This is a genomic window from Pseudoxanthomonas sp. (assembly GCF_036845285.1).
In the GTDB taxonomy this organism is placed as follows: domain Bacteria; phylum Pseudomonadota; class Gammaproteobacteria; order Xanthomonadales; family Xanthomonadaceae; genus Pseudoxanthomonas_A.
On sequence record NZ_DAIUEE010000007.1, the window covers coordinates 127,733 to 150,279 of the forward strand.

Annotated in this window: 23 protein-coding genes; 13 read left to right on the forward strand and 10 right to left on the reverse strand. The window is 67.2% G+C overall.

Annotated features, from left to right (window positions below; all coding sequences use genetic code 11):
- Window positions 1-235: 235 nt before the first annotated feature.
- From V7060_RS10690 to V7060_RS10705, 4 genes are all read left to right on the forward strand, one after another.
- Window positions 236-2,533 (forward strand): winged helix-turn-helix domain-containing protein, encoded by a 2,298-nt coding sequence (locus tag V7060_RS10690; RefSeq protein ID WP_334179218.1) that lies wholly within the window; start codon window positions 236-238, stop codon window positions 2,531-2,533.
- A gap of 147 nt (window positions 2,534-2,680) precedes the next feature.
- Window positions 2,681-3,589 carry a helix-turn-helix domain-containing protein gene (locus V7060_RS10695; protein WP_334179219.1) on the forward strand — a complete coding sequence of 303 codons (909 nt, stop codon included), beginning with the start codon at window positions 2,681-2,683 and terminating at the stop codon, window positions 3,587-3,589.
- Between the two features lie 58 nt (window positions 3,590-3,647).
- Window positions 3,648-6,584 (forward strand): TonB-dependent receptor, encoded by a 2,937-nt coding sequence (locus V7060_RS10700; protein WP_334179220.1) that lies wholly within the window; start codon window positions 3,648-3,650, stop codon window positions 6,582-6,584.
- 56 nt (window positions 6,585-6,640) lie between these two features.
- A complete protein-coding gene (locus tag V7060_RS10705) occupies window positions 6,641-6,886 on the forward strand; it encodes a hypothetical protein (protein WP_334179221.1) in 246 nt (81 codons plus the stop codon).
- A 66-nt stretch (window positions 6,887-6,952) separates the two neighbouring features.
- Here V7060_RS10705 and ppa read toward each other — a convergent pair whose 3' ends face one another.
- Window positions 6,953-7,507, reverse strand: coding sequence for an inorganic diphosphatase (gene ppa / locus V7060_RS10710; protein WP_162337113.1), 555 nt, complete (start codon window positions 7,505-7,507; stop codon window positions 6,953-6,955).
- 152 nt (window positions 7,508-7,659) lie between these two features.
- Between ppa and V7060_RS10715 the strand changes: the two genes are divergently transcribed.
- Window positions 7,660-8,445 (forward strand): lytic transglycosylase domain-containing protein, encoded by a 786-nt coding sequence (locus V7060_RS10715; protein ID WP_334179222.1) that lies wholly within the window; start codon window positions 7,660-7,662, stop codon window positions 8,443-8,445.
- A 117-nt stretch (window positions 8,446-8,562) separates the two neighbouring features.
- Complete coding sequence (locus tag V7060_RS10720; RefSeq protein WP_334179223.1) at window positions 8,563-9,015, forward strand: DUF4920 domain-containing protein; 453 nt, start codon at window positions 8,563-8,565, stop codon at window positions 9,013-9,015.
- Between the two features lie 9 nt (window positions 9,016-9,024).
- On the opposite strand, the gene V7060_RS10725 is transcribed toward V7060_RS10720, so the two are convergent.
- Window positions 9,025-9,660 carry an NAD-dependent dehydratase gene (locus tag V7060_RS10725; protein WP_334179224.1) on the reverse strand — a complete coding sequence of 212 codons (636 nt, stop codon included), beginning with the start codon at window positions 9,658-9,660 and terminating at the stop codon, window positions 9,025-9,027.
- A gap of 161 nt (window positions 9,661-9,821) precedes the next feature.
- Between V7060_RS10725 and V7060_RS10730 the strand changes: the two genes are divergently transcribed.
- The 6 genes from V7060_RS10730 (at window position 9,822) to V7060_RS10755 (ending at window position 12,901) form a co-directional block, all read left to right on the forward strand.
- Window positions 9,822-10,217, forward strand: a complete 396-nt coding sequence (locus V7060_RS10730; protein ID WP_334179225.1) for a hypothetical protein — start codon at window positions 9,822-9,824, stop codon at window positions 10,215-10,217.
- Between the two features lie 204 nt (window positions 10,218-10,421).
- Complete coding sequence (locus tag V7060_RS10735) at window positions 10,422-10,793, forward strand: EF-hand domain-containing protein (RefSeq protein WP_334179226.1); 372 nt, start codon at window positions 10,422-10,424, stop codon at window positions 10,791-10,793.
- Window positions 10,794-10,912: 119 nt separating this feature from the next.
- Window positions 10,913-11,215 (forward strand): hypothetical protein, encoded by a 303-nt coding sequence (locus V7060_RS10740; protein WP_334179227.1) that lies wholly within the window; start codon window positions 10,913-10,915, stop codon window positions 11,213-11,215.
- A 44-nt stretch (window positions 11,216-11,259) separates the two neighbouring features.
- On the forward strand, window positions 11,260-11,550 hold the full coding sequence (locus tag V7060_RS10745) for a hypothetical protein (protein WP_334179228.1): 291 nt from the start codon (window positions 11,260-11,262) through the stop codon (window positions 11,548-11,550).
- A gap of 132 nt (window positions 11,551-11,682) precedes the next feature.
- Window positions 11,683-12,405, forward strand: a complete 723-nt coding sequence (locus V7060_RS10750; RefSeq protein WP_334179229.1) for an HAD family hydrolase — start codon at window positions 11,683-11,685, stop codon at window positions 12,403-12,405.
- A gap of 52 nt (window positions 12,406-12,457) precedes the next feature.
- Complete coding sequence (locus V7060_RS10755; RefSeq protein WP_334179230.1) at window positions 12,458-12,901, forward strand: hypothetical protein; 444 nt, start codon at window positions 12,458-12,460, stop codon at window positions 12,899-12,901.
- 32 nt (window positions 12,902-12,933) lie between these two features.
- On the opposite strand, the gene V7060_RS10760 is transcribed toward V7060_RS10755, so the two are convergent.
- The 8 genes from V7060_RS10760 to V7060_RS10795 form a co-directional block, all read right to left on the reverse strand.
- A complete protein-coding gene (locus tag V7060_RS10760) occupies window positions 12,934-14,055 on the reverse strand; it encodes a cupin domain-containing protein (protein WP_334179231.1) in 1,122 nt (373 codons plus the stop codon).
- A 116-nt stretch (window positions 14,056-14,171) separates the two neighbouring features.
- Entirely contained in the window at window positions 14,172-14,930 is a 759-nt protein-coding gene (kduD, locus tag V7060_RS10765) for a 2-dehydro-3-deoxy-D-gluconate 5-dehydrogenase KduD (protein ID WP_334179342.1), read from the reverse strand.
- Between the two features lie 115 nt (window positions 14,931-15,045).
- A complete protein-coding gene (gene kduI / locus V7060_RS10770) occupies window positions 15,046-15,894 on the reverse strand; it encodes a 5-dehydro-4-deoxy-D-glucuronate isomerase (protein ID WP_334179232.1) in 849 nt (282 codons plus the stop codon).
- A gap of 138 nt (window positions 15,895-16,032) precedes the next feature.
- The gene (locus V7060_RS10775; protein ID WP_334179233.1) at window positions 16,033-17,088 is read right to left on the reverse strand and encodes a LacI family DNA-binding transcriptional regulator; all 1,056 of its coding nucleotides are present in this window, start codon (window positions 17,086-17,088) and stop codon (window positions 16,033-16,035) included.
- Between the two features lie 87 nt (window positions 17,089-17,175).
- The gene (locus tag V7060_RS10780) at window positions 17,176-18,459 is read right to left on the reverse strand and encodes a TRAP transporter large permease (protein WP_334179234.1); all 1,284 of its coding nucleotides are present in this window, start codon (window positions 18,457-18,459) and stop codon (window positions 17,176-17,178) included.
- A gap of 3 nt (window positions 18,460-18,462) precedes the next feature.
- Window positions 18,463-18,981 (reverse strand): TRAP transporter small permease, encoded by a 519-nt coding sequence (locus tag V7060_RS10785; protein WP_334179235.1) that lies wholly within the window; start codon window positions 18,979-18,981, stop codon window positions 18,463-18,465.
- Window positions 18,982-18,990: 9 nt separating this feature from the next.
- Window positions 18,991-19,986, reverse strand: coding sequence for a TRAP transporter substrate-binding protein (locus tag V7060_RS10790; protein ID WP_334179236.1), 996 nt, complete (start codon window positions 19,984-19,986; stop codon window positions 18,991-18,993).
- Complete coding sequence (locus tag V7060_RS10795; protein WP_334179343.1) at window positions 19,983-20,789, reverse strand: 2-keto-4-pentenoate hydratase; 807 nt, start codon at window positions 20,787-20,789, stop codon at window positions 19,983-19,985. The genes V7060_RS10790 and V7060_RS10795 overlap by 4 nt, the downstream gene beginning before the upstream one ends.
- Before the next feature lie 200 nt (window positions 20,790-20,989).
- On the opposite strand from V7060_RS10795, the gene V7060_RS10800 reads away from it, so the two are divergent.
- Window positions 20,990-22,345 carry a hypothetical protein gene (locus V7060_RS10800; protein WP_334179237.1) on the forward strand — a complete coding sequence of 452 codons (1,356 nt, stop codon included), beginning with the start codon at window positions 20,990-20,992 and terminating at the stop codon, window positions 22,343-22,345.
- Window positions 22,346-22,547: the final 202 nt, after the last annotated feature.

The following is a 22,547-nucleotide window of genomic DNA, read 5'->3' on the forward strand; positions in this document are numbered from 1 at the left end:
TCGCGCCTTTCGGCGCGAATGCTGGAACTCATGTAATAGGACGTCGGCGGAGAGAGAGTTGCCTGTGATGCTCCCATTCAGGGGGAGCATGCCGGCCACTGTAAAATGCGCCGCGACGGTGCGCTTTCCCGGTGCTGCCTTTGAACTTTGCCGAATCTGCCGGATCGCTTGGCCGTACCAGCGGCAGTCGATGGCACATGACGGACCCCGGAAGACAGCGCAGCATTCGCCCCCGATGAAACCCCCCGATTCCGCCACCCCTCCGCCGGGCGATCGCCTGAAGGTGGGGGAATGCATCGTTGACGTTCCGCTGCGTGAAATCCATGCGCCGGACGCACGCAGGCCTGCGCGCATCACGCCGAAGTCGATGGGCGTGTTGCGCGTGCTGGCGGACAACGCGGGTCGCGTGGTGACCCGCGACGCGCTGCTGGCGGCCGTCTGGCCCGACACGTTGCCCACCAACGATGTGGTCACGCAGGCCATCACGCAGTTGCGCAAGGCGTTCGGCGAGCGGACCGACGGCCCGCGCTACATCGAGACGATCGCGAAGAGCGGCTACCGCCTGCTGGTGGATGTCGAGTGGATGCCGCATGCGACGGACAGCGAAACTGCCGACGTCGTCGACGTCGTCGACGTTGCCGCGGTGTCCGCAGCACCCGGTGCGGTGACCGTGCCTGCTCCGGTGCCGGCGCGCCAGGCGCTCCTTTTCAGGCGCTGGACGTGGGGCATCGGCCTGGGCGTGCTGGCCATCCTGTGCATGGTCGCTGCGTTCTGGTGGTTCGGCGGCGGGAAAGGGGCGCAGCCCGGCGTGCAGGATGAACTCACGGCGTTGTTGCCGGCGCCCAAACCCTACCGGCTGATCACCTCCGCGCCCGGATTCGAGCTGGCGCCCACGCTGTCGCCGGACGGTTCGCAGGTTGCGTACCTGTCCGGCATGACCGAGGAACTCGCGGGTACGGCGATCCTGGTGCAGACCACGGAGCCGGCGCAGCCGCGCAGGCTGACCTTCCCGCCCGAGGGGGCCTGGGATACCAACCCCGAATGGTCGCCCAATGGCCGCGAGATCGCGTTCCTGCGCCGCTCGCCTGGCGAGGACTGCCGCATCATGGCGGTGCAGGCCAGCGGCGGCGAGCCGCGCGTACTGGGGAGCTGCGATCCGCACAACCGCCCTTCCTTCGACTGGACGCCGGACGGCAATGGCCTGGTGTTCAGCAGCCCGCTGAGCGGAAACGGGGAGCCGGGCCTGCGCCTGCTGGACCTGGCGAATGGCCGTTGGCGTGCGATCGAGTACGGCGCGGCCGCGCAGGACGTGGACACGGCACCGCGGTTCTCGCCGGACGGGAAGTGGATCGCCTTCATCCGCAATACGCCGCTGGGCGATCTCTGGCGGATTCCCGCCGGTGGTGGCCAGGCGGAGCGGCTGACCCACCAGCGTGCCGAGTTTCGGGGCTGGGACTGGACGACCGATGGCAAGGCGATCGTCTTCGGCCGGCGCGTGGACAGCCATACGCGCCTGTACCGCCTGGATGTTTCCGCCCGCACGATCGCCGACCTCGGCATCGAGGACGCGCAGGCGCCCGCCATTGCCGCCCAGGCCAACCAGTTGGCGTTCGTGCAGAGGAAGCCGGCGTTCGGCCTGTATCGCATCGGCGATGCGACCGCGGGCGACGGCAAGGCGCCGACCCTGCAGCGCCTGTTCGCCTCCACGGGCCGCGATTCGCTGCCGTCGGTCGCGCCGGACGGGCGCCAGATCGTCTTCACCTCCGACCGTTCCGGTGAATTCACCCTCTGGTGGGCCGACATGGAACGGCCGGCATCGCTGCGTCCCATCGAAGGCATCCGGCCCGAGTCCCGGCATCTCCCGGCCTGGTCGCCGGACAGCCGCCGGCTGCTGGTGATCGGCACGGATGCGCGCGGCGATTACGGGCTGCACGAACTGGAACCGGCCAGCGGCCAGCTGCGTCAGCTGCCGGTCCCAATCCCGCGCGAGGATCTGCTGTTCGCGGCCTACATGCCGGATCCCGCGCAGGTGCTGGTGGTGGCAGGGCGTGGTGATGGCCAGCAACTGGTGCTGTTCGACCGGCGCAGTACCCCCTGGCGCCGCATGGGCAGCATCGACGGTGTCTCGTTCGCGCTTCCGGACCCGGCGCGGGGCCGCGTGCTGTTCACCCGGCTGGGGCGTGACGGACTCTGGCAGTCCGACGCCGGCCTGTCGGCGGCCAGCATCCGCCAGGTGGACGGCCGCCGTCCTGCCAGCCAGCGCTACCGGACCTGGACGGTGACCGAGGACGGACAGGTGGACTACCTGGAGCAGGCGCCGGATTGCTATGTCAGCGTGCGGCACATCGGTGCCGGCCGCGCCCATGCACCACCCAGGTGCCTGGAGCCCACGCACCTGGCCACCATCAACGGGTTCAGTGCGGACGCGCGCAATGGTGTGACCTATGTCGCCATGGCGGTCGTCGACGGGTCGGACATCGGCCTGCTGTCGCTGGAGCCCACACCTCCCGATCCCGGCGGCGGCTTCTGGTAACTTCCTGACAGGAAAGAGGAAGTTTCCTTCGTAACTTTGTCGGATCGGCGTTCGGCGAGATTTCGTGCGCTTTTCCGCCAAACTTCCTGCCGCCCTGGTCCCGATCCGGCACACCGCTTCCACACGTCATGCAAAGTGGAAGGGCCGATGGAGCAAACACGATGGGGAGACCGCGGGCAGCTGGTCCGGCTGGACGCGGCAGAAGGAGCCGTTTCGAATGGCTGCATCGCCGTTTCGCGGCTGGGAGGCGCGCAGGCGAGCGGTGACCTGTTCACGATCTGGGTACAGCTCAGGGGCGCTTCCTGGGTCGAGGCGAAGGAAGGACGCTTCCGCCTGCGGCGCGGGCAATGGATCGCGCTGGAGCGCGACTCGAAGCCGCTGGTGCAGAGCGACCGCTACGGCCTGTGCATCGGCATCGTGCTGAGCAGCGAGGGCATGAAGGCGATGGCGCGATTCGCCGATGGTCCCTTGTACGCGGGGCGCGGGCGGCTCGGTCGCCGCGATGCGCTGACCATGTTGCGGCTGTGGCGCGCGGCCTCCGAACGCGGCGCCGAGGGCACCGATGCCTATGCGCTGCGTCCCCTGTTGCTGCATTTCGCCGCCGTCCAGCAGGAACTCGATGGCTACATCCAGCGCTGCCCGGGACGCTCGCGCACCCGCAAGCGCCAGGTGTTCGGCCGCCTGCAGCGTGCCCGCCTCTATCTGGAAGGGAATTGCGACCGCGTGGTCCGCATCAGCGAACTGGCGGAACTGACCAGCTTCTCGAGCTGGTACTTCTCGCGCACGTTCTACAGCCTGTACGACGAAAGCCCGCAGGCGGCGGCCGCGCGCATGCGCCTCGAACATGCGGCCGACCTGCTGCGCAGCACGTCGATGATGGTGGGCGAGGTCGCGGCGGCGTCGGGCTTCGACAACTGCTGCAGTTTCGCGCGCGCATTCCGTGCGCGCTTCGGCACGTCGGCCAGCCGTTACCGCAGCGCCTCCGCGACGTCGAGGACAGAGTCGGCAAAGTCATCGGGCGTCGGCCGCAAAGCGGTATCGAGGACTGGAACGTAAGTTTGCAAGGCGTTTTAACACGCCCATAACGCTACACGTTCCTCTGAGGAGAGATTGAATGAACCACCGCAATTCGCGTCGTGCGATGCGGGTCGGCATGCTGCCGGCCGGTATCGCCATCGCATTGATCCCGGCGTTCGCCAGTGCACAGGAAGCCACGACCGAAGCTTCCAACACGACGACGCTGGATCGCCTCGAAGTCACCGGCTCGCGCATCCGCACGGTCGACACCGAGACCCAGCAGCCCGTGCTGACGATCAGCCGTGACGACATCGAGAAGCAGGGTTTCAAGTCCGTTGTCGACATCCTCCAGAACGTCACCGCCGCCGGCTCTCCCGCCATCAGCCGTTCGGAACCGCTGTCCTCGGGTGAAATGGTGGGCGGCGCGTACATCGACATGCGCAACCTCGGCACCACCCGTACGCTGGTGCTGGTGAACGGCAAGCGCCTGGGCGCGAGCGTCAGCGGCTGGCAGGATATCTCTCAGATCCCGGCCGTGATGGTCGAGCGCATCGAAGTGCTGAAGGACGGCGCGTCGTCGATCTACGGCTCCGACGCGATGGCGGGCGTGGTGAACATCATCACCCGCAAGAACTTCGAAGGCGCCGAGGCCGGCGCATATATCGGCCAGTACAACGAGGGCGACGGACAGAAGGAGACCTACGACTTCATCATGGGCTTCTCGGGCGACCGCGGCTCGCTGACCCTGGGCGCCGAGTATTCCAAGGAAGAGGGCGTATGGGCGAAGGACCGTTGGTACTCCTCCAGTTCACGTACCAACCGCCACCCGACCCAGGGCTGGACACCGGTCGGCCAGTGGGGGGCCCTGAGCAACGGCGATGAGGATGCCGACGGCAATCCGATCTTCTACTCTCTCGACCGTGGCGCCAATCCGTACGATTTCGGCAACTTCCACGAGCAGGATCTGACGCCCATCACCGGCGACGTCAGCAACTCCAACCAGCAGATGCACCTGGTGACGCCGACCGAACGTCGTTCGGTGTTCGTCAACGGTACTTTCGACATCACCGACAACGTCCGCTTCAACACCGATGTGCTGTATTCGCGTCGTGAGAGCCAGGCGCAGGTGGCGGGCTATCCGCTGCAGTCGGGCGCGTACGGCATCACCATGTCCGCCGACAGCTACTTCAATCCGCTGGGCAACCAGTGGAACCCGGGTGCGGGCCAGGAAGTGGGCTTCAACCGTCGCGGCTGGGAAGTGCCGCGCGTCTCCAACAACCAGCTGACCACGTACCGCTTCACCGGCGCGCTGGAAGGCAGCTTCCAGGTCGGCGAGCGCTACTTCGACTGGGATGCGGGCTACCTGTACAACAATGCCGAACTGGTCCAGCGCCAGACCGGCAACTTCCGCGTCTCCGCCGTCGAGCAGGCCACGGGCGAGTCCTTCTACAACGCCACCACCGGCCGCGTGGAATGCGGTTCGGTCGCTGGCCTCGCCGCAGGCACCAACCCGGCTTACGGCGCGGGTCCCGGCGCCTGCACTCCCTGGAATCCCTTCATCCCCTATGGCCGCACCGGCGATGGTGGCCTGACCGGCAACGCAGACCTGATCGCGTTCCTGTTCCCCACCTCGCACGCCACGGGTGAAGTCGAGACCACGAGCTACTTCGCCAACATCTCCGGTTCGGTGCTCGAACTGCCGGCCGGGGATCTGGGTTTCGCGCTGGGCTATGAATACCGCAAGGAAAAGGGTTCGTTCGAACCCGACGCGCTGGCGCAGACCGGTGACTCCACCGACCTCGCAGCAGGTCCCACCGGTGGTGGCTACGATGTCAACGAAGTCTATGCCGAGTTGAACATCCCGGTGCTGTCCGACCTGCCCGGTGCGCGGGAGTTGAGCTTCAACCTGGCGACCCGCTACTCCGACTACAACACCTTCGGCGACACACTGAACAGCAAGTTCGGCTTCAAGTGGAAGCCGATGGAATCGCTGCTGGTGCGTGGTACGTGGTCCGAAGGCTTCCGTGCGCCGACCATCGCCGACCTGTACGGCGGAAGCTCGCAGTCGTTCGAATACTTCACCGATCCGTGCGACACCCTGTTCGGCGACGCGGCCACCAACGCCGCCACGCTGGCGCGTTGCTCGCAGGACATCGCCAACGCGGCGACCTATCGTCAGCTCAAGCAGGGCTTCGTGGTCGCGGAAGGTCCGGACGAGCAGAGTCCGGTGCCGTTCACGGCCGGCTCCAACCCGGACCTGACGCCGGAAACCTCGACTTCCAAGACGCTGGGCGTGGTATGGAGCCCGGGCTTCGCGCAAGGTTTGAACATCGCGCTGGACTGGTGGGCGGTCAAGGTGGAGAACACCATCATCGACGACACCCCGACCGACCAGCTCAACGACTGCTACATCCTCGGCATCGCCGAGCGTTGCGGTACCTTCACGCGCGACGCCAGCCGCGGCTACGTCAACGCCCTGTCGTACGGCAGCCGCAATGCCGGTTACCTCGATACCGAGGGCTACGACATGGAAGCCACGTACCGCTGGGAGACGGAGGGCTTCGGCCGCTTCGACTTCAACTGGCAGACCACGTACGTGTCCAAGTACGAGCTGAAGACCACCAACGATGCCAACCTGCCGGTCAACATCGAGAACGGCTTCGGTGCCTACTTCCGCGTGCGTTCGAACCTGAGCACCAACTGGACGATGGGCAGCTTCGGCGTGGGCTGGAACATGCGGTACTACTCCGGCACGAAGGAGCGCTGCTACTACGCTGATCGTTGCTCGGAGCCGGATTACGTCTCGGCCGATCCGACCAAGAACTACGCGATGCACCGCATGGGTGCCAACACGTTCCACGACCTGCAGGTCCGCTGGAACGCGCCGTGGAACGCGGTCATTTCGCTGGGTGCGAACAACGTGTTCGACCACTACGCCGCCCCGGCGTATTCGGCGCCGAACTCGCAGTTCTCGTACTACGGCGGTTTCGACATCGGCCGTTTCGTCTACATGCAGTACAAGCAGAGCTTCTGATTACGGCAAGCGACAAAGCCCTGCACCAGCACCATCGCCACGGCCCCTCTGGGGCCGTGGTTTTTTTTGCCTTGGCGGTGGACTACGGCCGGTTCCTGCAGGACCCGCAGCGCGAGGCGCAGCGCCTGAGCGGGTTCGCCGGCAGGTCGTGGGACCGCGAACTCGGTGCGCAGTTGCCGCTGTCGCGCTACACGCTGTCGAAGCCGGACCCCGACAAGTGGCGGCGGCATGCGGCCGAGATCGAGCCGCGCCTGGTGCAGTGGAAGGCCACGATCGACCGCGCGGCGCGCGCCGCTCTCTGACCGGTCAAAAAAAGAAGGCCGCCCAGGGCGGCCTTCCCGTCCACGAGCGCGTTGCCGCGCCGGGGCTCAGAACTTGTGCTTCTCGTCGTCGGGCTGGGCGGCCTGGCGGGCGATGGCATCGACCAGCACGGCCTTGGCTTCGGCGGCGTTGCCCCAGCCGTCGAGCTTGACCCACTTGCCCTTCTCCAGGTCCTTGTAGTGCTCGAAGAAGTGGCCGATGCGCTCCAGCCAGTGCGGGCTGACCTGGTCGATGTCGCTGATGTGGCTGTAGCCGGCGAACACCTTGTCCACCGGCACGGCCAGCAGCTTTTCGTCGCTGCCGGCTTCATCGCTCATGCGCAGCACGCCGACCGGGCGGCAGCGGATCACCGAGCCGGGGATCAGCGGCAGCGGCAGCACGACCAGCACGTCGGCCGGGTCGCCATCGCCGCACAGCGTGTGCGGGACGTAGCCGTAGTTGCAGGGGTAGCGCATGGGGGTCGACAGGATGCGGTCGACGAAGATCGCGCCGCTGGCCTTGTCCACCTCGTATTTCACCGGCTCGGCGTCCTTCGGGATCTCGATGATGACGTTGATTTCGTCCGGCGGGTTCTTGCCGGCGCTGACCAGATCCAGGCCCATTGATTGCTCCGAGGGGTGCGGTGAGTGAGGGCCGGCATTTTACGCGGTTGGCTGTTGCGGCGCAGCAGGACCATCGGCGGACGTGCCGGTGGTCGGCATCGGCCGCGTGGTTCAGGTTGAACTTCAGGCGCCGGGCCTAGAATCCGCCGCCCATGCCCTTCCATCGATCCGCCGCCAGCCTGCTGCTGACGGTGCTGGCCTTTGCCAGCACCGAGGCGGCTGCGCGTACGGTGTACCGCTGTGTGCAGGGTGGGACGGTCAGCCTGGCCACGGCGCCCGAGCCGGGGTCGAAGTGCGTGGCCAGGGAGATCGACGACAACGCCGTCAGCACGCCCAACCTGTGGGGTTCGATGGGCGTCTTCAGCGGCACGCTGTACGAACGGGAGCAGGACGGGCAGAAGGTCTACTCCACCCGCAACCTGCCGGGTTCCACCCCCTACCTGAAGTTCACCGTGCAGACCCCGCCGGGCGAACCTGCGCATCCCGGGCTGGGCCGCGTCGGCAAGCCGCGGCTGGACCGCTATCCCTCGGAATTCAAGGCCGCCGCGCGGCAGACCGGCGTCGACGATGCCTGGCTGCGCGCCGTGGCGCATGCGGAAAGCGATTTCGACGCCAGGGCGGTGTCGCCGAAAGGGGCGATGGGCGTGATGCAGCTGATGCCGGATGTAGCCAAGGAATACGGCGTGGCGGACCCGTTCTCCTCCACCGAATCGATCAACGCGGGCGCGCGCCACCTGCGGCAGTTGATGCGTCGCTACAAGGGCGACCTGACCCTGGTCGCTGCCGCGTACAACGCCGGCATCGGTACGGTGACGCGCTATGGCGGCGTGCCGCCGTACGCGGAAACGCAGGAGTATGTCTCCAAGGTCACCGCGCTGTACGAACTCTACCTGCGTGCGCTGGGCCGCAAGCAGGCACCGGAGCGTCCGGCGCTCTGAAGCGGGCGCCGCCTGCGGCCGCGTCCGCAGCCGCGCGCCCAGGTGCTACCGCACGGCCTGCAGCAGTAGCCTGGAACGGGACGTATCATCCCCACGACACCGGAAGAGGAAGGGCGCATGAAGCGTTGGGCGATCACGGGAGTGCTGTTCTTCGCCGGGGCGGCGATCGCGTCGGCCGCGTCGCCGTGGGAGAAGTACGGCGCCGACCTGCCCGCAGGGCCGGTGGTGCCATTGGCGCAGGCGCTGGCCGATCCGGCCGCGCATGAGGGTCGTCCCCTGATCTTCAGCGGCCGCGTCGTCGACGTGTGCCAGAAGAAAGGGTGCTGGGTGATGCTCGAGGACGAAGGGCAGGGCGCGCGCGTGCTGCTGGGCGATCATGCGTTCTACGTGCCCAGGGATGTGCGCGGCCAGGCGCAGGTGCATGGGGTGCTGTCGAAAGTGGCGCTGTCGCCCGCGGCCCGTGCGCATACCGCGCAGGAAACCTCCTCCCCCGGCACCGCAGTGGCGGACGTCGAGTACCGCATCGTGGCCGACGGCGTGCAGGTGCTGGCCGACGATGACGGCGCCTGACCGGAGCCTTCAGCCGAGCAGACGCTCGGACGGGATGACGTGCCGCCCCGGCGCCGCATCCAGTGCGGCCTGCAGCAGCGACTCGGCGACGCGATCCGCCGGCACGATGCGGTAGCGCGCCGGCAGCACCGCGTCCAACACCCCCATTACCCGCAGCGCCAGGCGCTCGCCGCCGCGATGCTGTTTGCGTTCGCCGCCCAGCAGGCCGGGGCGCAGCAGGCTGAGCGACGTGAAGCCGATGCCCGCCGATGCTTCTTCCAGCTCGCCTTTCGTGCGCGAGTAGAAGATGCGCGACCGGATGTCCGCGCCCATGGCCGAGACCAGTGCGAACGTCGTCGCGCCGTGCGCATGGGCATGGCGTGCGATCGCGAGCGGATAGTCGTGGTCCACGCGGCGGAAGGCGTCGCGAGAACCGGCATCGCGGATCGTGGTGCCAAGCGCGCAGGCCACGGCGTCCACCCGCCACCAGTCGGCGTCGGCCGGCAGCGCGTCGAAGTCCACCACCGGGTTCAGCAGTTTCGGATGCGGCGCGAGCGGCCGGCGCGTGGGGGCGACGACCTGCTGTACGCGCGTGGAGCCAAGGGCGCGCCGCAACGTGGCGTCGCCGACGAGGCCGGTCGCGCCGGCCAGCAGTAAACGCGTCATGGGATGCCTGATGTCCGGGATGGAGAGCGGCCATCTTGCCAGCTGTCGCTGCGGTGTCGACGGCATCGGTTACCCTTCCGCGACGGGCAACGCCCGATGACACGGGATTCCCGCATGCGCCATTGCACCGACCTCGCTTCCTTCGCCGCGGGCCTCGTCCGATGAACCTGCCGCTCCACTTCGGCGTGCTGGGCGCCCTGGAGGCGGGACTGATCGCGCTCCTTGTTGGACTGTCGTGCTTCCTGTTCTGGCATTGGCTGAGTGCCACGATGCGCTGGTCGATGGGCCACGCCATCGGCTGGGCGTGCGTGTCGGCCGTGGTGATCGCCGCAGGCATCGACACCTGGAACCTCTTCTACCTGGGCATCGCGCGTCTCGAATCGCCGCTCTATGCGCGTATCGCGCTGCAGGGCATCCATGATCCCGACGGCCTGGGGTCGCGCGTGGTGCTGGAAATCGCCGGCGCGTTGACCGGCGTGGTGTTGGGTTGGCAATGGTTCAGCAAAAAAACCGCGGATGCGGGTGATGCGAACGGCACCGGAAAAACGGATGCGTAACACCAAACCCGGTGCAAGGTCACGCATTCGACGGCGTGATGACGGTGCGCTCACGGACCGCTAACACCGGTTTAGTCGACAACGCGGACGGTGTGGTTAAGCAGGCGTGCACGTTCATGTCACGCCGCAAATTTCGTTCAGACGCGTGGCGGCAAGGTGGGGCCGTGCGCAATCGGACGCACTCCCACAGAACGGAGCACTGACATGACGAACAACAACCGCAAGCCGCTGATCGCCCTGGTCGCCTTGAGCGCCGCGTTGGCCATGCCGCTGGCATTCGCACAGGAGGCGACCGAAGACGCCGCCCAGGCCCAGACCGAACAGAGCGCCGAGCAGGCTGCCACGGGTTCCGCCACCACGCCGACCCAGAGCACCGATGCTTCCGCCACCCAGGCCAAGCAGGGCTGGGCTGAAGTGGATACCAATGGCGATGGCAACATCAGCAAGGAAGAAGCTGCCGCAAACCCGGGCCTGAGCCAGGTGTTCGACCAGGCTGACGCCAATGCCGATGGTTCGCTCACCGCCGACGAATACAAGGCGTTCGTGAGCAAGAACTACGGCGACCAGCAGAAGTAATCGGCATCAGCACCACGGGCAGGCGCCGCGCGTGACCGCGCGCCGGCCTTGTCCGAAGGAAGGGGGTGGCCTTTCGTGCCGCCCCTTTTTTTCGGAACACGACAGGACTGGAGCGATCGATGACGACCATGAAGAAGTTTCCGCTACTCGGTGCGGCATTGGCGCTGGCATGCGCTGCCGTTCCCGTGGCACTGGCGCAGGACGCCAGCGAGCCGACGCAGGAGCGCACCCCGACCACCGCGCCGCTCACGGCGACACCGCGGCCCTTCGAGGAACTCGACCGGAACGCCGATGGAGCGATCAGCAAGGACGAAGCGGCAGTCGACCCGCCGCTCGCGCAGGCATTCGGCACGCTGGACAAGGACGCCGACGGTCGCCTCAGCCCTGAAGAATATGCGGTGCATGCGCAGGGCACGCCCTGACCGCATCGCCGTTTCCCACATCGCCATGCTTGATGGAGGAACCCATGAATCATTCCACCCACCGATTGACGCTGGGCCTCGGCCTGGCACTGTTGAGTGCAGGCCTGATGACGGCCTGCGGCCCGAAACCGGAAGACATGCCGCCGCCGCGTGCGCCAGAGCCCATGGAGACGGCACCGCCGACCGACCACATGACGCCGCCCGCACCATTGCCGACGGATCCCGCGGTACCGCCGACCGATGATGCGACGTTGCCGCCACCGGCCAATCCGAATGCACCGGAAACCACGCCGCCGCCCGCCGATGGCGCGCCGCCGCCCGGTTCGGGTGGCTGACCGCGGACCGGTTCGCAACCATCTGCCGGCGACACGACGGCCACCCTCCCGAGGGTGGCCGTTTTTCCATGTGTCGCGCGACCGGCTGCTATCCTTCGCGGCCTTCAGGCAAGTGGTACAGGACGGTATCCGATGGCGCGCATCCGATGGGTAGGCTTCGACGGCGACGACACGCTGTGGAAGAGCGAGGACTACTACCGGCAGGCCGAAGCGGATTTCGAGGCCATCCTGGGCGCCTACGTCGATCTCGCCGACGCCCGCACGCACCAGCACCTGCTGGACGTGGAGCGGCGCAACCTGAAGATCTTCGGCTACGGCGTGAAGGGCATGACGCTGTCGATGCTGGAAACCGCCATCCAGGTGACGGGCGAGCGCATCAGCGCGCGCGACCTGCATCGGGTCATCGAGATCGGCCGCACCACGCTGCAGCATCCGGTGGACCTGTTGCCCGGCATCCGCGACGCGGTCGAACGGATCGCCGTTGACCACGAGATCGTGCTGATCACCAAGGGCGACCTGTTCCACCAGGAAGCCAAGATCGCGCAATCCGGATTGGCCGATCTGTTCCATCGCATCGAAGTGGTCTCGGAGAAGGACGAAGCCACGTATGCGCGCGTGCTACGCGAACTGGACGTCGCACCTGCGGATTTCGCGATGGTCGGCAATTCGCTGCGGTCGGACATCGAGCCGGTGCTCGCGCTGGGCGGCTGGGGCATCCACATGCCTTACCACGTCACCTGGGCGCTGGAGACCGAGCACGGCGTGGCAGACGACGCGCCCCGGCTTCGCGTGGTCGAGAACGCCGGCCAGCTGCCGGACGCGGTGGCGGGGATCGAAGCGGCGAGGATCGCGTAGCCGTTCGGCGGATGCCGCCGTCGTGGGGCACAATGACGGCGTGAAGCGCGCCTTGCCCGTCCTTTTACTGCTGTCATGCCTGGCTGGCGCCGTTCGCGCGCAGCAGCAGGCACCGGCCTACATGCCCGCCACGGGCGATGCCTCGGTGGATCGTCGCCTCGCCGACATCAACGAGTATGCGAGCCGCTACCCGGCGGCGTTCGCGGACGAGATGGGACGCTACTACGCCGTGCCGCGCGCCTACGTGGAAGCGATGCAGCAACAACCCGACTGGACGGCGGGCGACATCTTCATGGCGTGCGCCCTGGCCCAGATCGTGGGCCAGCCGTGCCGTGCGGTCGTGCGTGAGTGGTCGCGCGACCACGAAGGCGGATGGAAAGCGGTGGCTGCCCGTCTGCAGGCGGAACCCGGCAATCCCCAATACCGGCGCCTGCGCAGCGCCATCGACGCCAGCTACGCGCGTTGGGGCAGGCCGGCGCCTGCGGGCGAGAAGTGAGTGGAGAGGCGTGAGTCAAGGCGCGCTTCCGCTCACTCCTGCTTCTTCGCGTACATGATCAGCAGTACCAGGTCTTCCTCGCCTTCCTGGCGTATCGCATGGGTGCTGCCTGGCCGCGTCAGCATCGCATCGCCGGCGCGCACGTCCTGCGGCGTGCCGTCCAGTTCGTAGATGCCGCGGCCGCTGAGCACGTAGTAGATCTCGTCCTTGTGGTGCTGGTGCAGGCCGATGCCTGCGCCCCGGTGCAACACACGCTTGCGGAATTCGAAGCCCAGCGCCGGCGCATCCTTGAAGAAGGGATAGGCCGTGGTGGTGCCCGCACCGCCGTGCGGGCCTGGCTGGTCGATGGCGATGTCGCGCTCGTGCACGATCAACGAGGGATTCGACTGCGCCTTGCGATCGGCAAGCGCGGTGTCCGGCGCACCGCAATCGGTATCGCGCTTCACATGCGCGTCGAGCGATGGGTCGATCCGTTTCCAGCCCGCGACCACCATGCACGCAACCATCACCGCGCCGCGTTGCTGGAAATGGGTGTCGTCCTGTTGCGCCTGTGCCGGCACATGCATGAAGTAGGCCTTGCTGGCGTCGTCGCCGGTGGCGCGCAGCCAGTCCATGCTCAGGGCCGTCAGGTCGATCAGACCCACCTGTTCGCGCTGCGCGAGATCGCGCAGCGCCTGCGCGTACATGCCATGCGTGTCGAGCAACTGGCCATGGTCGAACTTGCGACGCGCTACCGGCGTCACCAGGATCGGCGTGGCGCCCTTGTCGCGGGCCAGTGCGACATAGCGCATCAGCCATGCGGGAAACGCGCGCTGCGGTTCGTTGTAGCGGGTCGGGTCTTCGATCTTCTCGTCGTTGTGGCCGAACTGGATCAACAGCACGTCGCCGGTGCGCATCTCCTTCGCCATGCCGTCGAACCAGTCCTCGGCGATGAAGCTGCGCGAGCTTCTCCCGCTCTGCGCATGGTTGCGGACGACGTAAGCGCCTTCATCGAGGAAGCCCTGCAGCTGTTGGCCCCAGCCCTGGCGCGGTGCGCGTTCCGGACCGTAGTGGCTGGCGGTGGAGTCGCCGGCGATGAAGACTTGCCGCGGTGGGGTGGCGAGCGCGGGCATGCAGCAGATGAAGAGCGTCGCGATGACGAGACAGCGCAGCATCGGCGGCCTCCTCGACCGGCCCCCTGTGGGAGCGACGTCAGTCGCGATGACGAATCGGGATGCCTGCTTCGCGACTGACGTCGCTCCCACAGGATCCCGTGCAGACATGCGCCGCGTCAGCGTGCCAGCCAGCCGCCATCGACCGGAATGACCGCGCCATTGACGTAGTCGGATGCACGCGAGGACAGGAACACCGCCGTGCCGCCGAGGTCCGACGGCTCGCCCCAGCGCGCGGCGGGGATGCGATCCAGGATGGCCTTGTTGCGGTCTTCGTCCGCGCGCAGTTGCGCGGTGTTGTCGGTAGCCATGTAGCCGGGCGCGATGGCGTTGATGTTCACGCCCTTGGCGCCCCACTCGTTGGCCAGCAGGCGCGTGATGCCGGCGATGCCGCTCTTGGACGCGGTGTACGACGGCACGCGGATGCCGCCCTGGAACGACAGCATCGAGGCGATGTTGATGATCTTGCCGCTGCCCTGCGCGATGAAGTGGCGGCCGGCGGCCTGCGACATGAAGAACACGGACTTGATGTTGACGTTCATCACGTCGTCCCAGTCCTTCTCGCTGAAATCGACCGCATCCGCGCGGCGGATCAGGCCGGCGTTGTTGACCAGGATGTCCAGCCCGCCCAGGCCGTCGACCGTCTCCTTCACCAGGCGCTCGACCGGATCGATGCTGATGAGGTTGGCTTCCAGGTTGAGGAAGCGGCGACCGAGCGCGCGCACTTTTTCGCCCGTCTCGGCGGCTTCCACGATGCCGGCCGCGGCGATATCGGCGCCGGCTTCGGCCAATGCCACGGCGATGCCCTGGCCCAAGCCGGTGTTGGCGCCGGTGACCAGCGCGATCTTGCCTTCGAGACTGAACGGATTGCTTGCCATCATGGATTCCCTCGTGTGGTGCGGTGCAGGTAGAGCGGAGCTTGCTCCGCTGCGCGTGGTGCATCGACTTCGGATGCTGGTTCAGCCGAGCAGGCTCGGCGCTACGCAGCGTCGATTACTTCAGCTGGCAGATGTCCAGCACGTGCATGTCGGTGTAGTCCAGGTTCTCGCCGCCCATCGCCCAGATGAAGGCGTAGTTGCTGGTGCCGGAGCCCATGTGGATCGACCACGGCGGCGACACCACGGCTTCGTCGTTCTGCACCACGATGTGGCGCTGCGCATCCGGCTCGCCCATGAAGTGGTAGACGCGGTCGTTGTCGGCCAGGTCGAAGTAGAAGTAGACCTCGCTGCGGCGGTCGTGCAGGTGCGGCGGCATGGTGTTCCACACACTGCCGGTCTTCAGCACGGTCAGGCCGAGCAGCAGCTGCGAGGACTGACAGGTGGCGGGCACGATGAACTGGTAGATCGTGCGCTCGTTGCTGGTTTCCAGTGCGCCGCGCTCGAGCGCGACGGCGTCCTTGATCGACAGCTGCTTCGTCTCGAAGCGCGCATGCGCCGGCGTCGAGGTCAGGTAGAACTTGGCGGGGTTCGCCGCATCGTCGGATTCGAACACCACATCGGTGCTGCCCATCGCGACGTACAGGCCATCCTTCGGACCGAGCGCGTAGGGGGTGCCATCGACGGTGACCTTGCCTGCGCCGCTACCGACATTGATCACGCCCAGCTCGCGGCGTTCGAGGAAGGGATGTCCCGCGGCCGACGCCGGTTCGGTCTGGTGCGGCAGGGCGACCTGCTTCGACACCGGCGCGGCGCCGCCGATCACGAAGCGCTCGTTGTGCGAGTAGTTCAGCTGCACCGTGTCGGTGACGAACAGGTCGCCGATCAGGTAGCGGTCGCGCAGTTGGTCGTTGCTGGCGCCGTCCATCATGTCCGGGTGGGTGGCGTGGTAGGTCTTGCAGAACATGGGCGGGGCTCCGTTTGATGCGGATGCCCTTGGACAGGGCATCGGGGAAGGTCGTGGGAAGAGAGTCTAAAGTCTTTGGTAACCGGTGTCATTTTGCGTTGCGGCACTGCGGCGGCCTTGGGCGCAGCGGGATCGGGCTTACTCGGGGGGCTGCGACGAGTCGCGGATGACCAGGTGCGGGCGGATGCTGGCGGCGGCCAGCATCGGCGTGCCTTCCGGCTGGATCAGCATGGCGGCGGCGGTGCGGCCGGTGTCGCGGGTGTTGCGGCGCACCGAGGTCAGCGAGGGCCACAGGCGCGAAGCCAGCGGACTGTCGTCGAAGCCGACCACGGACAATTGGCGCGGGATGCTGATGCCAGCGCGCATGGCCACCTTGTAGACGCCGGCGGCCATTTCGTCGTTGCCGGTGAAGATGGCGGTGGGCCGGTTCTTCGCCGACAGCAGCTTTTCGGCGGCGACCACGCCGGATTCGAACGTGTAGCCGGCTTCGATGATGCGCGATTTCGGCAGTTCCAGCCCGCGCCTGGCCAGCGCCTGCACGAAGCCGTCGGTGCGTTCGATCGACGACCGGTACGCCGCGGGGCCGGTGATCAGGGCGATGTCGGTGTGGCCCAGCGACAGCAGGTATTCGGCGGCTTCGGCGGCACCGTCGCGGTCGTGGGTGACCACCATGCGCGCGGGCGTGTCCATCGACACCGAGGCGATGCGCGTGTAGCGGCAGCCGATCTCGGCCAGCATGTCGGCCAGCGCCTGGTCTTCCGAGGCGCGAGGCACCAGCATCACGCCGTGCAGTTTCTGCTGTTGCACGAAGCGGCGCACGCCATCGATGTAGCCCGGGCTGCGGCTGTCGCAGGGATGCACGACCAGTTCGAAACCGGAATCGCGCAGCGCGTCCAGCGCGCCGTACTGCATGTTCACGATGTACTGCGCGGTCGGATTGTCGTAGACCATGCCGATCAGGAACGAGCGGCGGAAGGCGAGGCCACGCGCCATCGGATCGGGCGAGTAGCCGACCTCCCGCATCAGCGCTTCGACCTTCTCGCGGGTGTCCTTACGGACCAGCGGCGAATGGTTGATGATGCGCGAGACGGTCTTCTTGGAAACGCCGGACAGCCGCGCGATGTCGTTGATGGTCGCGGCCTTGCCGCCGGTCGGCAGGGCGGCGGGGGTGTCGGGCTTCTTGCGCGCGGGCATGGGGCAGGGCGGGTCCGTTCGTCTGTCGGAAGGATTCTAGCGGCTGGCGGTCAGTCCAGCGCGCGATAGCGGAAATTACGGCATCCCTTATCCCTTGAGCGCCTTCGGAAGCCAGAGCGACAGCTCCGGACACAGCGTCACCACCATCAGGACGGCCAGCCCCGCCAGCCAGAACGGCCAGATCGTGCGCATGCTCTGGGCGATCGTGATCTTGCCGATCGCAGTGCCGATGAACAGCACCGACCCCACTGGCGGGGTCACCAATCCCAGGCCGCCGGTCAGGACCAGGACCAGGCCGAAATGGATCGGGTCGATACCGTAAGCGCGTGCCACCGGCAGGAAGATCGGCGTACAGATCAGGATCATCGGCGCCAGGTCCATGAAGGTGCCCAGCAACAGCAGCACCAGCACGATCAGCAGCAGGACGGTGTACTTGCTGTGCGCGATGGACTGCAGCGCGTCGACGGCCGCGGCCGGTACCTGCAGGTAGGCCAGCAGCCAGCCGAACACCGCCGCCGTGGCGATCACGAACAGGATGACGCCCGTCGTGCGCGCGGCATGCGTCACCGTGGCGAAGAATTCCTTCAGCGACAGCTGGCGATACAGCACGCTGGTCACCAGCAACGCATACACCACGGCGATGGCCGCGCTCTCCACGGCAGTGAAGATGCCCGCGCGGATGCCGAAGAAGATCAGGCCCACCAGGCCCAGGCCGGGCAGCGCCGCCACCAGCCGCAGCATGACCGCACGCAGGCCGGGGAACGGTTCGGTGCCGTAGCCGCGCTTGCACGCCACCGCCCAGCCCGTGACCATCAGGACCGCCGTCATCAACAACGCGGGCACGATGCCGGCGGCGAACAGGTCGGCGATGGACAGCCCGCCGCCCGCCGCGGCCGAGAACAGGATCAGGTTGTGCGAAGGCGGCACCAGCAGCGCCACCAGCGCTGCCGTGATGCTGACGTTGACGGCGAAGTCGCGGTCGTAACCGCGCTTGACCATCTGCGGAATCATCGTGCCGCCCACCGCGGAGACGTCGGCGATCGCCGAGCCCGACACGCCGCCGAAGAACAGCGACGACAGGATGCTGACCTGGCCCAGGCCGCCGCGCAGCCGGCCGACCAGCGAAGCCGCCAGGCTGATCAGGCGTTCGGAAATGCCGCCGCGCAGCATGATCTCGCCGGCGAAGATGAAAAGCGGAATCGCGATCAGCGACGCCGAGCCGGTGCCCGACGAAATCTGCTGCACCAGCACGATGCTGGGCAGGTCCAGGTAGAGCAACGTCGCCAGCGACGCGGCCGCCAGCGCATACGCGACGGGCACGCCGACCAGCAGCAGGATCACGAAGACAGAGAAGAGCAGGGTGATCGCCATGGGTCAGCGGGCCTCGTCGGTCGACGGCGCGCGCAGCACCAGCAGCAGGCGGTACAGGGCGAACACCACCATCAGCACGCCGCCGATCGACAGCGGCAGGTAGCCGATGCTCTGCGGCATCGGCGCGCCGGCGATGCGGATATCCAGGCCGTCCAGCAACAGCACCGCGCCCCAGTACGCCATCACTGCGCCGATCGCCGCGATCACCAGCGGCGACAGCGCATGCAGCACCTTCTTCAGGCGTGGCCCCACCGCGTCGGCCAGCAGGAAGAAGCCGAAGTGGCGGTTCGTGTGCACGCCCGCCGCGGCGCCCAGGCTCATCGCGGTGGTCAACAGCAGCACCGTGACGGGTTCGGTCCAGCTGGGTGAGTCGTTGATGACGTAGCGGGCGATCACCTGCCAGCCCTGCACGACGACCAGGCCCAGCAGCGCAGCGACCGCGAACGCGATGGCCGTGTTGGACAGCAGGTCCATGCCGCGCTGCAGGGGCGCGGCGGGAGACAGCGTGGTTTCTTCGGACATCGTCGGGTCTCAGGCCAGGTCGCGGATGCGGCGGTACAGGGCGTCGATCGCCGGATCGGCGCAATACTCGGAAAGCAGCGGCTGCGATGCGCGCGCGAACGCGGCCAGATCGGCCTCGTTGTGCTTCACGCCGGACGCGAACACGGCCTCGCGCGCCTTCGCCTCCGACGCGTCCCAAAGCGTGCGCATCACGCCGACCGACTGGCGTGCCGTCTCCACCAGCAGCTCGCGATCGCGCGGCTGCAGGCCGTCCAGCGTGCGCTGCGATACCAGCAGCACGTCCGGTGCATAGGAGTGGTTGGTCTGCGACCAATAGTGCGCGGCTTCGAAATGCCGGCTGGAATGGAAGCTGCGGATGTTGTTCTCGGCGCCATCGATCATGTGCGTTTCCAGCCCGGAAAACACTTCGCCCAGCGAGAGCGGCGTTGCGTTCGCGCCGAACAGGCGCAGCATGCGGATGAAGATGTCCGACACCGGCACGCGGACCTTCAGGCCGTGCAGGTCGGCGGGCACGCGAATGGCGTGCTTGGTGTTGTAGAAGCAGCGCGCACCCGAATCGTAGATGGCCAGTCCCACCAGGCCGCGGCGGGCGAAGCCGTCCAGCACCGCCTGGCCGACACCGCTGTCCATCGCCCGCCGCATGTGCGGCACCGAGTCGAAGACGTACGGAAGGCACAGCGCCTGCGTCAGCGGGAACGCATTGTTCAGCGCGCCCGCATAGACGCGGGTGATGTCGATGGCGCCGAAGCGCGCCATGTCGATGGCCTCGGACTCGCGGCCCAGCTGGCCGGAGTGGTACTGGCGCAGGGTCACGCGACCGCCGGTCTCGCGCGCCATCGTGTCGCCGATCCAGCGCACCGCTTCGACGGTGGGGTAGTCCTTCACGTGCACGTCGGTCGCGGTCAGTACGTGCCGGCCGTCGTCGGCGAAGACGCGGCCGGTGGCCAGCGGCAGGGCCATGGCGGCACCGAACCCGGTACCGAGGAAACGACGACGGTTCATCATGCGCGCCAGTCTCCTTCGTCCTTCGGTGTGGCGGCGGTGGCCAGGCATTCGATGCTGCCATGCCCGTCGAAGTCGATGCGCGCCTGTTGCCCCGGCAGGATGTCGTGGATGCCGGTCGCGTTGCCGGTCGCGATCAGGTCGCCGGCCTTGAGCGGACGACCGCGTCGCGCGGACCGCGCCAGCGCGAAGGCAAAGGCCGCGCGCAGGCCACCCGGCAGCGTGGTCGCGCCGCCCTGGCCCACGTGTCGGCCATCGATCCAGGTCGTACAGGTCAGGGAGGCGTCGCTACGGTCGGTCCAGTCCGGGATTGCCGCGCCCATGACCAGTCCGTTGTTGTTGCCGAAGTCCGACACGACTACGCGGGGTCCCAGTTGGTTGATGGTCGCCAGCGGACTGCTGGCCACTTCCATGCCGATGAACAGGGTGGACGGAACCGATGCGGCTTCCTCGGGCGTCCAGTCGGTCTTGCTGGCGGGCGCGTCCGCCTCCAGGCGCAGGACGTACTCCGCTTCCACCGCACCGAAGCCGCCCCCGAAGACCTGGAAGCGTGTCTGACCACCGGTGGTCAGCTGCAGCTGGCGGGCGAAGATGGGGCCGAGCAGGCGCTCGTCGCCGGACACATCCCGCCGCTCGGGCGCGATGAAGCCGACCTTCCAGCCCACCACCCGGTCCGGCCACTGCGCGATCGCGAGATCCTGCACGCGATAGGCCGCAACGAGGTCTTCCGGGACATCGCCGGGAAACCCGGGCAACGCCCGCCCTTCGCGGCGTGCACCCACGAAGGCATCCGCAATGTCGGCCAGCGCGGGCGCGTCGGCGCGTGCATCGGCAAGGGCGTTCTGGTCATTGCTCAAGTGGGTTCTCCCCGCGGTGTTTGTTGCACTGCCGAGTGACAGTGCAGGCTGGTGACCTGTATATGGTAAACCGGTGTCATTGACAATGTGCACTGCCGCAAAATCCATCCCGATGCCACGATGCGTCGCTTACTCCTGGGAGGGAGCCAATGCTTGATCTTCGTTTTCCCGCGCCTGCGCGGTTCCGCGCGCTGGCCCATGGTGTGGCCGCCTTGCTGATCGCGTTCGCCACGGCCACGGCATGGGCCGCCGACACGCGTCCGGTCGCCTTCCCGGGCGCGCAGGGCGCCGCCGCACATACGCCCGGTGGGCGGGGCGGCAAGATCGTCCGCGTCACCAGCCTGGCGGCCGATGGCCCCGGTTCGTTCGCGGAGGCGGTGACCGGCACGGGTCCGCGCATCGTGGTGTTCGAGGTCGGCGGTGTCATCGACCTGGGCATGAAGGAACTGCGCATCACCGAGCCGTTCCTGACCGTGGCCGGCCAGACCGCGCCACATCCGGGCGTGACGATCATCAAGGGCGGCCTGACCATCGCCACCCACGATGTGGTCATCCGCCATCTCCGCATCCGGCCCGGCGACGGTGGCAGGCCGAAGCGCTCAGGCGACATCGACGCCGTCACCACCGTGCGCGGCGCGCATGACGTGATCGTCGACCACTGCTCGCTCACCTGGGCGACGGACGAAAACCTGAGCGCTTCCAGCACGCGTTTCCATGGCGAGAACGAAGCCGAGTGGATGGCCAACGCGTCGCGCCGGATCACCTACAGCAACAACATCGTCAGCGAAGGGCTGGCGCATTCCACCCATGCCAAGGGCGAGCACTCCAAGGGTTCGCTGATCCACGACCATGTCAACGAGGTGCTGATCGTCGGCAACCTCTATGCGCACAACTACGAACGCAGCCCCCTGTTCAAGGGCGGCGCACGCGGCCAGGTGATCAACAACCTGATCTACAACCCCGGCCAGCGCGCCATCCATTACAACCTGATCGCCGAAGAGTGGCTGGGCCATCTGTACTCGAAGGGCGAGATGGCCGTGCGCGGCAACGTCATGCGGGCCGGCAAGTCGACCGAACCGCTGGCCTTCCTGATGATCGGCGGTTCGGGCGACCTCGACCTCTATTCGCAGGACAACCTGATCGTCGATCGGGTCGGCAACACGAGCATCCAGGAAACGGGCAGCTATACGACCGCGCCGGTGAAGCTCAACCGCGTGAAGACCGCGCCCCCCTTGCCGTTCGGCGTCATGCTGCTGCCGTCGGCGAAGGTGCAGGACGCCGTCATCGAGACCGTCGGTGCCACGCCCTGGAACCGCGACCTGATCGACCGCCGCATCGTGGCGGATGTCATCGAAGGACGTGGCGAGATCATCGACAGCCAGGAACAGGTCGGCGGCTATCCGCAGTACAAGGAGGGCCGGAAGCCGTTCGTCGAAAGCGAATGGAACCTGGAGGTGATGGAACCGGTCTCGGGCGTCTATCCGCGCGGTGAGCCGCTGCGCTAGGGTGTCATGGCGGACGACGGCGTCCGCAACCGGCATGCATGCGAGCCCGCCGTCAGGCGGGCTTTCTTTTTCCCTGCTTCCGGCTTGGGCCGGGTGGCTGCGGATGGACTCGCGTCGCATCCGCGCATTGGCCGAGCCGCCGTCATCCGCCGCAGTGGGTGGCGTGTTGCGCATCAAGGCGGACGTGGCAACCGTGGTGGCG